Source organism: Sporosarcina sp. GW1-11 (assembly GCF_033088395.1).
Classification (GTDB): domain Bacteria; phylum Bacillota; class Bacilli; order Bacillales_A; family Planococcaceae; genus Sporosarcina.
Genome location: NZ_JAPMIW010000027.1, coordinates 24507 through 39102, shown reverse-complemented (window position 1 = coordinate 39102; position 14596 = coordinate 24507). Strand labels below are relative to the sequence as shown.

General features: G+C 41.8%; 14 protein-coding genes. All 14 read left to right on the top strand.

All coding sequences use genetic code 11. From position 1 onward, the window contains the following. Positions 1-194 precede the first annotated feature (194 nt). The 14 genes from ORD22_RS13640 to ORD22_RS13575 all read left to right on the top strand — a co-directional run bounded on the left by ORD22_RS13640 (position 195) and on the right by ORD22_RS13575 (position 14426). Positions 195-383, top strand: coding sequence for a hypothetical protein (locus tag ORD22_RS13640; protein ID WP_317646648.1), 189 nt, complete (start codon positions 195-197; stop codon positions 381-383). Positions 384-648: 265 nt separating this feature from the next. Beyond that, entirely contained in the window at positions 649-1023 is a 375-nt protein-coding gene (gene nusB, locus ORD22_RS13635; protein ID WP_317646647.1) for a transcription antitermination factor NusB, read from the top strand. 60 nt (positions 1024-1083) lie between these two features. Beyond that, positions 1084-1950 (top strand): bifunctional methylenetetrahydrofolate dehydrogenase/methenyltetrahydrofolate cyclohydrolase FolD, encoded by an 867-nt coding sequence (gene folD / locus ORD22_RS13630; RefSeq protein WP_317646646.1) that lies wholly within the window; start codon positions 1084-1086, stop codon positions 1948-1950. 58 nt (positions 1951-2008) lie between these two features. Beyond that, positions 2009-3358: an exodeoxyribonuclease VII large subunit gene (xseA, locus tag ORD22_RS13625; RefSeq protein WP_317646645.1), complete on the top strand. Its 1350-nt coding sequence runs from the start codon at positions 2009-2011 to the stop codon at positions 3356-3358. Between the two features lie 2 nt (positions 3359-3360). Beyond that, positions 3361-3603 (top strand): exodeoxyribonuclease VII small subunit, encoded by a 243-nt coding sequence (gene xseB, locus ORD22_RS13620; protein ID WP_317646644.1) that lies wholly within the window; start codon positions 3361-3363, stop codon positions 3601-3603. Continuing rightward, positions 3596-4480: a polyprenyl synthetase family protein gene (locus ORD22_RS13615; RefSeq protein ID WP_317646643.1), complete on the top strand. Its 885-nt coding sequence runs from the start codon at positions 3596-3598 to the stop codon at positions 4478-4480. Before xseB ends, ORD22_RS13615 begins: the two co-directional genes overlap by 8 nt. Positions 4481-4634: 154 nt before the next feature. Then, the gene (dxs, locus tag ORD22_RS13610; RefSeq protein ID WP_317646654.1) at positions 4635-6533 is read left to right on the top strand and encodes a 1-deoxy-D-xylulose-5-phosphate synthase; all 1899 of its coding nucleotides are present in this window, start codon (positions 4635-4637) and stop codon (positions 6531-6533) included. Beyond that, positions 6530-7351, top strand: coding sequence for a TlyA family RNA methyltransferase (locus tag ORD22_RS13605; RefSeq protein ID WP_317646642.1), 822 nt, complete (start codon positions 6530-6532; stop codon positions 7349-7351). Before dxs ends, ORD22_RS13605 begins: the two co-directional genes overlap by 4 nt. Before the next feature lie 77 nt (positions 7352-7428). Further along, positions 7429-7878: a transcriptional regulator AhrC/ArgR gene (gene ahrC, locus ORD22_RS13600; RefSeq protein ID WP_317646641.1), complete on the top strand. Its 450-nt coding sequence runs from the start codon at positions 7429-7431 to the stop codon at positions 7876-7878. A 16-nt stretch (positions 7879-7894) separates the two neighbouring features. Then, entirely contained in the window at positions 7895-9589 is a 1695-nt protein-coding gene (recN, locus tag ORD22_RS13595; RefSeq protein WP_317646640.1) for a DNA repair protein RecN, read from the top strand. Between the two features lie 120 nt (positions 9590-9709). After that, positions 9710-10666, top strand: a complete 957-nt coding sequence (locus ORD22_RS13590) for a SpoIVB peptidase S55 domain-containing protein (RefSeq protein ID WP_317646638.1) — start codon at positions 9710-9712, stop codon at positions 10664-10666. Between the two features lie 422 nt (positions 10667-11088). After that, positions 11089-11883: a sporulation transcription factor Spo0A gene (gene spo0A, locus ORD22_RS13585; RefSeq protein WP_317646637.1), complete on the top strand. Its 795-nt coding sequence runs from the start codon at positions 11089-11091 to the stop codon at positions 11881-11883. Between the two features lie 277 nt (positions 11884-12160). Beyond that, positions 12161-13723, top strand: a complete 1563-nt coding sequence (locus ORD22_RS13580) for a flagellar assembly protein A (protein WP_317646636.1) — start codon at positions 12161-12163, stop codon at positions 13721-13723. Then, on the top strand, positions 13716-14426 hold the full coding sequence (locus ORD22_RS13575; RefSeq protein ID WP_317646635.1) for a glycerophosphodiester phosphodiesterase: 711 nt from the start codon (positions 13716-13718) through the stop codon (positions 14424-14426). The genes ORD22_RS13580 and ORD22_RS13575 overlap by 8 nt, the downstream gene beginning before the upstream one ends. Positions 14427-14596: the final 170 nt, after the last annotated feature.

Below are 14596 nucleotides of genomic sequence, written 5' to 3'. Positions count from 1 at the left end.
TACTGAATTTCATGAAGGTCCGCTTCCTATCAACGCTTCGGCACGTGGGGGATTGCCTCCCGCCAGGAGCCAACAAGCGAAGGGCGCGCTAGTTGTCTCCTGGCTTCGGCCGACCCCGCAGTTGTGCCTTCGCTAGTGAGTGCAGTGTGATTTGGTAGGCTTTGGAACATCGTAAAATTCACTTTTAGACTTCAATGTACTATGCTACATACTTTTCTTCACCAAACGAAGGCGCCTTACAAGCGGTAGGCGGAGCGATGAGACAGAGAGGTGCACTTCCTTTCTGGCTCATTGCGGGAGCCATCCGCAAGCGCCGAAGTGAGTTCAGTGACGAATTACTTTGCCACATACAGAAGCATGTTGAAGTGTCTAGAAGTTACTGAATCCCTAACAAACTTCAAAATACGATGCTACGTACTTACACTCAAACAACGCAACCTACAGCGCCAAAGCGGGTTCGATAACCAACCCCTATTCAAGTTTTGACTCGGTTCGATAGCAGCTATACGACTGTAAGATTTCAAGCGATGAACTTTTTGACGGAAGTTCGGCAAAGTCGGCATAAAATCACTGTATTCTACTAGTTCTTTTCGTATATTTTGTGCTATCATTAGGTTTTGAAGATGCGCGGTAGAGGAGATAAGAAATATGAAACGACGAGAAGCACGGGAAAAGGCAATCCAAACGCTGTTTCAGCTAGATAATAATGAAATGACAGTGGATGAAGCAATCGGTTATATTGTAGACGGTCAATTGAATTCATTTTATGAACAACTAGTGCGGGGCACAGCAGAAAACATGACGGAAATTGATAGTGCAATTACGAATAAATTAGAAAATTGGTCAATCGATAGACTACCGAAAATCGAACGCACCGTACTACGTCTAGCAGTATACGAACTATTGTATAACGAAGAAGTACCGAATCGAGTGATCTTGAATGAAGCAATTGAACTTTGTAAAACATTTGGCGACGAAAAGTCAGGACGATTCGTTAACGGTGTATTATCCAAATTCAATTAAGTTTTCTTGAAGACGTAAAACATTCAATACAAAAAAACATAAAAGTTTGGTGGGGAAATCATGTCTAGTAAAATTATTGATGGAAAAGCAATTGGACAAGAAATTCGAAATGAACTGAAAGAACAAGTAGCTTCTTTAGTAGAACAAGGTTATCAACCTGGACTAGCAGTTATTTTAGTTGGAGAAAATCCGGCATCTCAAACGTATGTAAAAAACAAAGAAAAATCTAGTATAGAAGCGGGTATGAAGTCTGAGCTAATCAAGCTTCCTGTTACGGTTTCTGAAGAAGATTTATTGAACGAAGTAGAAAAACTAAACGAAGATGACTCTATCGACGGGATTCTAGTGCAACTTCCATTGCCAAAGCATATCGACGAAAATAAAGTCATCCGTGCAATCAGCCCGGAAAAAGACGTGGACGGATTCCATCCGATGAACGTAGGGAAAATGTTGATAGGTCAACAAACCTATCTTCCATGTACACCATACGGCATCATGCAATTGCTTGAGCGTTCAGGTGTGGAAATTGCAGGTAAACATGCGGTAATTATCGGCCGAAGTAATATCGTCGGTAAGCCAATGGGGCAATTATTATTGCAAAAAGATGCAACGGTGACGTATTGTCACTCGCGTACGAGCGATTTGAAAAAGTTCACGAAACAAGCGGATATCTTAATTGTGGCAATCGGTATGGCTAAATTTGTTACAGGCGACTACATTAAAGAAGGCGCAGTAGTGATTGATGTAGGTATGAACCGTGACGAAAACGGTAAGCTTTGTGGTGACGTAGACTTTGACTCAGCACAACAACTGGCAAGTGCGATCACTCCTGTACCAGGCGGTGTAGGTCCGATGACAATTACCATGTTGTTGAAAAACACAGTCGAGAGTGCGGAAAATAGACGAAAAGCACACGCAAATAACTAAGTAATACGAAGAGACGCTTAGCCGCGTCTCTATACATAAAAGGGCAGGTGACGGCAACATGTCCAATCAAACTTTTTTAACCGTTCAAGCGCTAACTACATATGTTAAACGAAAATTCGACGCCGACCCACATTTGCGGAATGTCTATGTAAAAGGCGAATTATCAAACGTCAAGCTTCATCCGACAGGGCATATTTACTTTACATTAAAAGACGATAAAACAAGAATCCAAGCGGCTATGTTCAGAGGGCGCTCAAGTAGCTTGCAGTTCAAGCCTGAAAATGGCATGAATGTGTTGATTACGGGAGATGTTACTGTCTACGAAGCGGCTGGATCCTATCAGCTATACGTGCAAACGATGGAACCGGATGGCATAGGTGCACTCTATCTAGCCTTTGAACAGTTGAAAAAGAAATTACAACAAGAAGGCCTTTTTGAAGCGAGATTCAAGCAACCGATTCCACAAATTCCGCAACGGATAGGGATCATTACGGCAGAATCTGGTGCGGCATTACGCGATATGTATTCGACGATTAATCGACGCTTTCCGATGGCGGAGATGCTGTTATTTCCTGCACTCGTTCAAGGTCGTGGGGCAGCGCCATCGATTGTTAAAGCAATCGAACAAGCGAATCGTACGGAAGGGATTGACGTGCTGTTAGTCGGTCGAGGTGGCGGCTCGATAGAAGATTTATGGGCATTTAACGAAGAAGATGTGGCGCGAGCGATATTTTCGAGTAGAATTCCGATCATTAGTGCTGTCGGTCACGAAACCGATACGACGATCGCTGACTATGTAGCCGATTTACGTGCGCCTACTCCTACAGCCGCCGCTGAAATGGCCGTTCCGGATCACGTTCAATTAGTCCAGCATCTGAACAATCAACAACGATCGATGTTTCTTGCGGTACAAACGTTGCTGAAGCAGCTGAATAAGCGGTTAGAAACTGCGCGTTCCGCCTATCCTTTACAGTATCCTGATCGACTGTATCGTCCGTTTATCGAGAAGTTGGATCATTTAGAGGAGCGATTACGTCGTAGTAGTACGGGTTTAATTCAAGAAAAGCGATTGAATTTTGATCGGTTATATGCAGGATTTCAGTACTACACACCGATTCACCGGATTCAACAAGAAACGCAACAGATGAAGCAGTTAGAGACACGACTCCACCGTGCGACGGAGCAGGCAATTACGTCTCAACAACAACGATTTGTTGCATTGATGCGTATGATGCAAGCACTCAATCCGCTACAAGTGATGGAACGGGGATTTTCCATAAGCTATCAAGAAGGGGAAGTTGTAAAATCGATTGAAGATGTTGCAGTCGGTAAGCAACTGACCATTCAAGTGTCAGATGGAACGATAGAAACGGTCGTTGAAACGATTATTCCTAAGGAGGTCAAGTAAGGATGGCTGAAGAAAAAGAATTGCAATTCGAACAAGCAATGCACCAATTGGAAGAAATCGTGCAGAAATTGGAAGCCGGTGAAGCACCTTTAGATGATACAATTACTCTATATAAGCGCGGCATGGAGCTTTCGGCGCATTGTCAAAAGAAATTACAAAACGCAGAAAAACAATTAATTCGAATGATGGATCAAGAAGGAAATGAGTCATCATTTGATCCGACAGTGGGTGAGCCGAATGAATGAAACTTTACGAGCGTTCATGGATGAAAAGATTCCTGAAATCGAAAGAGAATTAATGAATCAACTAGCAAAATCAGATATTCCTGATGTTTTGCACGAATCGATGACGTATTCTGTGGAAGCGGGCGGTAAACGAATTAGACCGTTACTCGTGTTAGCAGTATTACACGATTTGGATTCTGATTCAGCAGATGCCTTGAGAGTCGCTGCGTCTGTTGAATTTATACATACATACTCATTAATCCATGATGATCTACCGTGCATGGATGATGATGACTTTAGAAGAGGCAAACCGACGAATCATACAGTATTTGGTGAAGATATAGCGACACTCGCGGGGGATGCGATGCAAGCAATGGCGTTCCAAGCACTTGCGGAGCTGCGTGAAACGAACGTATCAGATGCTTTAGAATTAGTCGGTCTGTTAGCAAAAGCATCCGGTGCGCAAGGGATGGTCAAAGGACAAGTGCTCGATATGAAAGGCGAACAGCGAGTATTGCCGTTAGCTGAGCTAGAAGAAGTGCATATTCATAAAACTGGCGCACTTTTGTCATATTGTATCGAAGCAGGTGCTGTATTAGCACAGGCTACTGAAGAACAACGAACGCAATTGCGTCGTTTTTCGAAAAATATCGGCTTAGCATTCCAAATTCAAGACGATATTTTGGATGTAACCGCAACGACAGAGCAATTAGGGAAACCAGCAAACAGTGATACATCTAGTGAAAAATCAACATATCCTTCGCTTTTAGGACTTGACGGAGCGCGTGCTCAATTGAAAGAGCGCCATGAAGAGGCACTTGACGCATTACAGTCTATTGGTTTAGGAAATTCCGTTTTACAGCTATTAGCGGATTACATTATTGAACGAAATATGTAAAGCTAGACCATAATATTTGTGTCGGACTCGGTTACTGTTATAATGTAGGAACAAACAGTACACTTGACATTTTATTCGAAAATAGAGGGTGTTACAGCTAAACGTTCCGTACGAATAGAACGTATTACTTACTTGATGAAGGTGTGTGATCATGATGGATCTTACAACGATTACTAATCCATCTTTTATAAAAGAGCTCGATAAAGACCAGTTACTGGATCTGGCGCAAGATATTCGTCATTTCCTCATAGAAAATTTATCGGTAACGGGTGGTCATATCGGCCCTAACCTAGGTGTGGTGGAATTGACAATTGCGTTGCACCGGACGTTTAATAGTCCGACTGATAAAATTTTATGGGACGTCGGGCATCAATCATACGTCCATAAAATTTTGACAGGTCGCGCAGGGGAATTCGATTCACTTAGAAAATATAAAGGGTTAAGTGGATTTCCGAAAAGGGCAGAAAGCGAACATGATGTATGGGAAACCGGGCATAGTTCAACTTCTTTATCGGCGGCTATGGGAATGGCCATTGCACGCGATATTAAGAAAGAAAAAAATTATGTAATTCCAGTAATTGGTGATGGAGCGTTAACAGGTGGTATGGCGCTTGAAGCGTTAAATCATATCGGCCATGAAAAAACGGATATCACGGTGATCTTGAATGACAATGAAATGTCCATCGCTCCAAACGTTGGTGCACTGCATTCCATACTTGGTAAATTACGTACAGCCGGAAAGTATAATAATGTAAAAGATGAATTAGAATTCTTAATGCGTAAAATTCCAGCAGTCGGCGGAAGAGTCGCTACAGCTGCAGAACGTGTGAAAGACAGTTTGAAATATTTAGTCGTAAATGGCGTGTTTTTCGAAGAGCTTGGCTTTACGTATTTAGGTCCGATTGACGGCCATGACTTTGCAGAATTGGAACGTTCGCTTCAGTATGCAAAGAAAATGGATGGTCCTGTCCTTCTTCACGTCATTACGAAAAAGGGGAAAGGCTATAGCCCTGCCGAGATGGACAAAGTCGGTACATGGCATGGTACAGGCCCTTATAAGATCGAAACAGGTGATTTTGTGAAATCACCTACGAAAGGACCTGCTTGGAGTGCGTTAGTTTCTGAAACGGTACGCAAGCTAGCGCGTGAAGACCGTCGCATTGTAGCAATTACACCTGCTATGCCAGTCGGTTCAAAACTCGAATCATTCGCAGCAGAATTCCCGGATCGCTTCTTCGATGTTGGAATTGCAGAGCAGCATGCGACAACAATGGCAGCTGGACTTGCGGCGGCGGGCATGAAGCCGTTCCTAGCGATTTATTCTACATTCCTTCAGCGTTCATATGATCAAATGCTCCATGATATTGCACGTCAGAATTTGAACGTTTTCATTGGGATTGATCGTTCAGGACTAGTCGGTGCAGATGGTGAAACACATCATGGGATTTATGATATTGCGTTCTTACGACATATGCCGAATGTAGTAATTATGATGCCTAAGGATGAAAATGAAGGACAACATATGGTGAAAACTGCTATTGATTACACTGATGGTCCGATTGCCTTACGTTTCCCTAGAGGAAATGGCTATGGCGTTATGATGGATGAAGATCTTCATACGATTCCAATCGGAACATGGGAAGTGTTAAAAGAAGGAAAAGATGCGACGATTTTGACATTCGGTACGACAATTCCTATGGCATTTGCGGCAGCCGAGCAGATGAAGCAACAAGGAATAGATGTATCGATCGTCAACGCACGTTTTATCAAGCCATTAGATACGGATGTATTGGATGAACTGTTTGCTTCAGGCAAACCGATTATAACGATTGAAGAAGCCGTTCTTGCTGGCGGTTTCGGTAGCGCGGTGCTTGAATATGCAGAACAAGTGAATCACACTCATACAATTATCGAAAGAATCGGTATTCCGGATGATTTCATTGAACATGGCAGTGTGGAAGAATTATTAAAAGAAATCTACATGACGCCTGATCATGTCGTAGAAGTGACAACGGCAGCCATTGCACAGGCAGCGGAAAGAGAAACTGTATGAGTGCACCAGTGAAAAAAGAACGTGTGGACATCTTGTTAGTGGAACGCGGCTTAACAGAGTCCCGTGAACAAGCGAAACGTTCCATTATGGCAGGTCTTGTCTATTCAGATTCAGCACGTATAGAAAAAGCAGGGGAGAAAATTGCGGTTGACGCACCATTGACTGTAAAAGGCCCTGCGATTAAATACGTCAGCCGTGGCGGTTTGAAATTGGAAAAGGCTTTAGCGTCTTTTCCTATCTCTGTGAATGAAAAAATTGTCTTGGATATCGGTGCTTCCACTGGCGGATTTACGGATTGTGCGCTACAAAATGGCGCGAAGCATTGCTATGCGTTAGATGTGGGCTATAATCAACTCGCTTGGAAAATCCGTCAGCATGAACAAGTAACGGTCATGGAGCGTACGAACTTCCGTCACGCGACTGTAGACATGTTTACAGAAGGTTTACCAGAGGTGGCGACGATTGACGTGTCGTTTATCTCTTTATCTTTAATCTTACCTGCATTAAAGAACATACTCGTTCCTGGCGGTCAAGTGGCTGCTTTAGTGAAGCCACAATTTGAAGCGGGTAAAGATAAAGTAGGTAAAAAAGGAATTGTTCGAGAAGTCGCTACACATAGAGAAGTTCTTGAAAAAATCGCTACTATGGCGGTTGCTGAAGGTTTTTCTGTTAAAGGCGCAACATATTCTCCGGTTACGGGTGGAGAAGGTAATATTGAATTCCTATTTTATTTACAATCTGAAGAGCAACCAGTATCAGACTTTACATCGGATGACTTTTTACATCTAGTGAAACAGGCACATAATGACTTAACATGACGCGCAGTGAGTTGCGCGTTTTTTGTATGCTATGTATAATTTTATGTTAGGACTCATAGGAAGCGGAGTGAAAGCAATTGAATAAAGGCCAGCGACATATTCGCATTAGAGATATTATTACGAATCATGAAATCGAAACACAGGATCAATTAGTAGAAATGTTAAAAAATACAGGTGTGGATGTTACACAAGCGACGGTGTCTAGAGATATTAAGGAGTTACATCTTATTAAAGTGCCGTCACCTTCTGGTAATTACAAATATAGTTTACCGCCAGTTCATCGTTATAATACGGAAGAGAAGCTTAAGCGTATGCTTGAAGACGCATTTATTGGGATTGACAGCGCAAGTCACTTTATCACATTGAAAACGCTTCCCGGAAACGCACAGGCTGTCGGTTCGTTGATTGATAACTTAGACTGGGATGAATTGCTCGGTACGATTTGTGGAGATGATACATGCCTAATTATTTGCCGTGAAGAGTCTAAAACGGACTATGTGAAAGATAAATTACTATCCATGCTATAAGTGAGGTGAGTCAATTTTGTTAAGCGAACTTTCTATTAAAAACTTTGCCATTATAGAACAATTGGAAATTGAGTTTGATGAAGGTTTAACGGTGTTGACCGGTGAGACGGGTGCAGGGAAGTCGATCATTATTGATGCCGTTCAATTATTAGCGGGTGGAAGAGGATCGCAGGAGTTTATTCGTCATGGCTCAAAAAAAGCGGAGCTCCAAGGGATGTTTACAATTGATGGGGATCAGCCGTCCGTTATCGAACGTTTAGAGGAATTCGGTATCGAAGCCGAAGAAGGCGTCATTATTCTACGGAGAGATTTGAATTCTAGTGGGAAATCGGTTTGCCGTGTCAACGGGAAATTAGTAACGATTGCAATTTTGCGTGAAATTGGCGGGTTACTTATTGATATTCATGGCCAGCATGAAAACCAGGAATTGATGAATGAGCGACGCCATATTCATTTATTGGACTTTTTTATTGGCGAACCTATTGAACGTGCGATGACTACATACTCCGATATTTATGACAAGTATAAAAAATTGCAACAATTGATTGCTGCGAAAACGCAGGACGAACAACAAATTGCACAGAAAATTGATTTGTATAAGTTTCAATTAGAAGAGATTGATGCAGCAAACTTAGTCATTGGAGAAGAAGAGGAATTGGAGTCAGAACGTGTCAAACTCCAACATTTCCATCGAATTTTCGATCGATTGAATACGTCTTATGAAGCGATTGCTTTAGAGTCACGCGGGTTGGATTGGATCGGTAATGCGATGAGTGATTTAGAAGAAGCGGCTTCAATTGATGCGGAACTACAAGCGTTATCCGAAACGGTGAATACGTCATTTTATTCACTTCAAGATGTATCGCATGATTTAAAACGTCTCATTGATAGTATGGAGTTTAATCCGGAACGCTTGAATTTTGTCGAAGAGCGGTTGGCGCTGTTTTTGACGTTGAAACGAAAATACGGTAAATCATTAGAAGATATATTATTATATCGTGATAAAATTGCGGATGCGCTCGATCAATTAGTGAATCGTGATGAACGACTGCATCAAAACCAAGAATTATTGACACAATACGTCAAAGACCTTGAAATTGAAGCAAATGAATTATCCGTTATTCGAAAAAAAGCTGCAGTACGTCTTGAAAAAGGCATTGAAGAACAACTCAAGCAATTGTATATGGAAAAAGCGACATTTAAGGTGCAAATTAAGCAAAAAGAACCGAACCAATTCGATGCCAATGGCTTTGATGAAGTAACGTTTATGATTTCCACCAATTTAGGCGAACCGCTCAAACCGTTAGCCCGTGTAGCGTCGGGTGGCGAATTATCTCGAATGATGTTAGCATTAAAAACGATTTTTTCACAACACCAAGGAGTCACATCGATCATTTTCGATGAAGTGGATACTGGAGTCAGCGGACGAGTGGCACAGTCCATTGCAGAAAAAATTGCGATGATTTCCAGTCATTCACAAGTGTTATGTATTTCGCATTTGCCACAAGTAGCTGCGATGGCGGATCACCATTATTTGATCAAAAAAGAAGTCCATGATGGTCGTACAACAACGGCAATTCATGATGTGAAGGAAGACGAACGAACGGAAGAACTCTCGCGTATGCTGTCAGGTGCGGAGATTACACCATTGACACTTCAGCATGCCGAAGAATTGCTCGTTTTGGCGAATCAAAGAAAGCAATCGTTTTAATATGAAGTGATTCAACCGTAGTTTGTGTTTTATTCGTTTTCGCATACTGTTTATTTTACCCTTTCATACTTTCCGAACGAAAGGACATACCAATGGTATCTTTCGTTGAGGAGGTGAATTATGGGATGGAATAGATCTTTTAAAACGTTTTTTGGGCTTCTTTTGATGCTCTACCTAGTGCCAGTAACAAGTTACGCCCAAGAGGAATCCCTTATTCCGATGGGACATTCAATTGGTATTCAAATGGATTTAAGCGGTATTTATGTTACGAGTGATGTTGTAGTGGATCAACATCCGTTGTTGAAAAAGGGAGACATTATTCAAGAACTGAATGGCGTGGAAACGAAACAGCTCGTCCATTTCGAACGCGCCATGCAGAAAAATATGCCCGCTACGATGACTCTTGACATTTTGCGTAATGGAGAAAAGAAAACGCTCCAGGCAGATTCGTCACTCATTAAGCGCGTCACACCGTTCTTGAAAGATCGCACAGAAGGTACGGGCACTTTAACGTATGTGGACCCGAAATCAGGTACGTACGGTGCGTTAGGTCACCAAATAATCGACAGTACCCTAGATTCTGCTCCTTCATTCGAAAAAGGTGCCATTTATTTATCGGAGATCAGTCAAATTAAGAAAAGTACTCCGGGATTTCCAGGATATAAAATATCATCAATTATTGATCAGAATAATTTGCTTGGAACGATTCAAAGCAATAACGTCTATGGCATTTTTGGAAGTTGGAAAAACGCGTATAACAAAGTGTTAGCTGAACCACTGGAAATTATGCAGCCTATGGAATTGATGATAGGACCTGCAGAAATCTTTACGACGGTTCAAGGGTCGAAAGTAGAAAAGTTTTCAATCCAAATTACGAAGATTGAAGAAGAACAATTCCAGGTCCTATTGACCGATCCCAAATTACTGCAGAAAACGGGTGGAATTTTACAAGGAATGAGCGGAAGCCCGGTAATTCAGAACGGAAAATTTGTCGGAGCGATTACGCATATGTTTGTGGACAAGCCGGAAAAAGGGGCCGCGCTTTTTCTTAAGACGATGCGAACGCATGAAAAGTGAAAAAAACGGTCTATGCAGCTAATCTGCGTAGACCGTTTTTTGAATGCAACGGAATGGAAAAGATAGAGGAATGCTGTTATATTGCGTTTCAACGATGTATTCTATTGTCCGTAATAAGGATTTAAAGCACTTCTTTGCTTTGCGTCCCGAGCCATACTGTAATTGTCCAATCCACTTTTTTGTTGATTATAGATACAATAGGTCGATAACTTTTTCTTGACAATTCGCTTCTTTCAATTTCATTCACTAAGAAGAGTATAGAAAAAAGTCGAAAAACATAGAAAGTGTCGTTCGTAAGTATCAATTTGCTTAATCTTCCAACTTAAACTAGAAATAACTAATTTTTTCACTTACTCTATTAATAGACACAAAACGTACGGCGGGAATATTTCGCTGACTTTATTTTCAGGGGGAATGGGTAAATGGAAAATGTGAAAATTGCAATTGTAGACGACAATAAAGATCTTGTTAAAACGATGTTGTCTTTTTTTGAACAACATCCACAGGTAGAAGTAATCTGGACAGCCAATAACGGACAAATTTGTTTGTCGATGCTTGAACAAGAACGTCCGGACATTCTGTTATTGGATATTATTATGCCGCATTTGGACGGCATTGGGGTGCTTGAAACGTTGAATGAAACGAATAAAATGGGCGATATGCAGATCATGATGCTGACAGCGTTTGGGCAAGAAACGGTGATGTCTCAGGCAGCTGGGTTAGGTGCTTCATACTTTATGTTAAAACCGTTTGAATTCGATCGCTTGATTAACCAAATTCTCAAAATAGCTGGCAGACCTAAGACTAATAATCAGTCATTTGTCGTTCAGGAGCCGGCAGAACAAACGGGTGTGGTGACCCAAAAAGTGTTGGATACTGCGATTACGTCGATGATTAAGGAGATTGGTGTTCCTGCCCATATTAAAGGCTATGCGTTTTTACGCGAAGGGATTACGATGGTGTATACCGATGTAGAACTTTTAGGATCAGTGACAAAAATTCTCTACCCAGATATCGCGAAAAAGTATAATACGACACCTTCCCGTGTAGAGCGGGCCATTCGACATGCGATTGAAGTGGCATGGAACCGTGGAAATTATGATTTAATATCGAAAACATTTGGTTACACGGTCCATCACTTAAAGAGTAAGCCGACGAATAGCGAGTTCATCGCGATGATTGCGGATAAGATCCGTCTAGAACATATGGTGAGCTAACGAAAGCCAATGTGAATAACCAGAGTGATACATGAAAAACCAGCGGATCATTTCTGTCGTTGGTTTTTTCGTGCCCTAGAGAAGATAGAAACAGTAAGCTGACTGGGGTACATTCAACTTCTAATTGTGCTGGGTGAATAGTCATGTGTTTACTAGAAATAATGAATTTTTTATGAATGGTATGAGGAAATGCTTATTTACACTTCATTTGCATAGAAAGAACTATCCACTATAGATGATCATCTCTTATACTAATGAGTAAAAGGGGAGGATCTCGTTGTTACTAGAAAATGAATACATCAATCTTTTGGAAGAAAATAATAAAATTATTATGCAGACGAAAAAAGAAGGCTTTTCTATCAAGTCTTTTGATGCGTTAACATCTAATATACCAAGGCTTAGATTGCATTCATTCAAAGAGTTGATGAAAGCGCTACAAACGGTAGGGGAACATGAAATAGGTGTGTTCTCGCCACCATGTGAACTGTATATTACGCCGAATAAAATGAAGGCAGAGTTACTAATTCATGCGACGAATGAGGAGTTTTCAGCAGAGAAAGAGCGATTTATACAAAGCGCAGAAGAATTATTAAACAATAAACATATCCAATACGATAAAGAACAACTAGCGAGCATGCCTTTTCTTCCTAGTAATCCGATACTTATTGCGCTTGGTAAAGAACCAGTTACAGGTGAAAATGCGAAAATCACGTATATCGACATGCCTGATCGTAAACCGACTATCCGTGAAGATGGATCAGCAGATCACTATGAACTGAATTTTGTTACGTCCATCGCGAAGGGGCAATGGCTTGGTGAGAAAATTCCTGCAAAAGAGGGGATCGAAGGCTGTAATATCTTCGGAGAACCAATCGCAGCGAAGAAAGGCGAGGATGAAAAACTAGTCTATGACCGGAAATCTGTCGGTGAATTTGAAGAAGATGGTAAAATTGTTTTGCGCGCATTGTTCGGTGGGGCGCTTGAAGAAATGAACGGTGCTGTGAGCGTTGGAAAACAGCTAGTCATTGCAGGTGATGTCGGAACGGAAACAGGGTCTATTCGATTTGATGGTTCTGTTTTAGTTTATGGCACCGTGTCAGCCGGCTTTTCTATCCATGCCACGGGCGATATTTCGATTGAGGGGAAAGAGGGTATCACCAATGCCAAGGAGATTACTTCTGAGGAAGGCGATGTCTACATTAAAGGTGGCGTCTTTGGAGCCGGAGAGACGATTATTCAAGCGAAGAATAATGTCTTTGTGAAGCATGCGAATAACTGCAAAATTTACGGCCGGAAAGTACATGTTGGTCTTTATTCGCTCGGTTCTGAAATTTATGCCGAACATATTCATATTGACCGTCATAAAGGTAAAGTCATTGGCGGTATCCTAGAAGCATTGTTTTCCATTGAATGTGCTTATGCTGGAAACCCGCATGAACGGTTAACGAAGCTTATAGTCAAAGGTGTGAGCATAGAAGGAGAAATGGAATCTATCCAACGACTGGCGGAGCAACTAAAAAGTGAACATGAAGATCTGAAAAAAATCGAGCTGACTTTAGAAAAAATGGAACAAGCAAAAGCTAGTCTTTCAGCAGAACAACTGGATCTGCTGGAAAAGATGCATACGACGTTGGAAGTGAAACAAAACCAGATTATGGGACTGGATCAAACAATCAAAACGAAGTTACAACTTGTGCAAGTCGCAACGTCACCAAAAATTGAAGTAGCGAAAGAAGCGCATTCCGGTGTCGTAATTCAAATTGGCAAAACGCATACGATGTTGAGTCGTTTAACAAGTGGTGTCTTTGAACTAACAAGTGAAGGTGTATTGAATGTTTGATAATCAAGTGTTTGCGCATCGAGGTGCATCAGCTAGTCACGTTGAAAATACGATGAGTGCTTTTAAGGCTGCGGTCAAAAAAGGTGCAGATGGAATTGAATTAGATGTCCAAAAGACGAAAGACGGCAACTTATTCGTTATACATGACGACAACTTGCATCGTCTAACGAGTGTAGATCAGCAGATTGATCAATTGACTGCAACGGAACTACAGCGTATGAAAGTGGGGAAGAGCGGTTCGCGATGGATTTACGGACATCCTATCCCTCTTTTATTTGATGTAGTTGCTTTCTGCCGGGAGCATAACCTAGCACTGAATATCGAGCTAAAGCAAACAGTCTATGGACAGCGGGAAGTGATCCAGCGAATTTTGGATTATGTCGATGGCTTGGAAAATGTGCATCTGTCTTCTTTTGACTACGAAACGATGCGATTGGTTCGAGAAGAAAGTACAGCGATGGAAACAGCTTTGTTAGTGAAGAAAAAAACAGTCGATTGGTCAAATTTGTCTAGTTACGACGTGGATGCCCTGCATTTTCACAAGCGTTTGTGGAAAGAGCCTTACCGCACTGCGCTGATAGAGAGCGGTAAGACGTTGCGCATGTACGGCGTCACAGGAGAAGAACCGTTCTTGTCCAACTCGCCCGAAGTCACCGGCTGGATCACGGACTACCCAAAGCGTTTGCGTAAGAAATTGAAGTAGTTACTTAATAAGTGGTCGGGGATTTACGGCAAAGATATGCTCTTAACGCTACGCTTTTACTCGCTAACTCTAGAAGAATCTTTAGTGAAGCGTAGCGTAAGCTAAGCGTTAGGAGCACAGTTGCCTTAATTTCTGCAAAGACCGCAGAAATACGGCAAAGCGAACCCTTC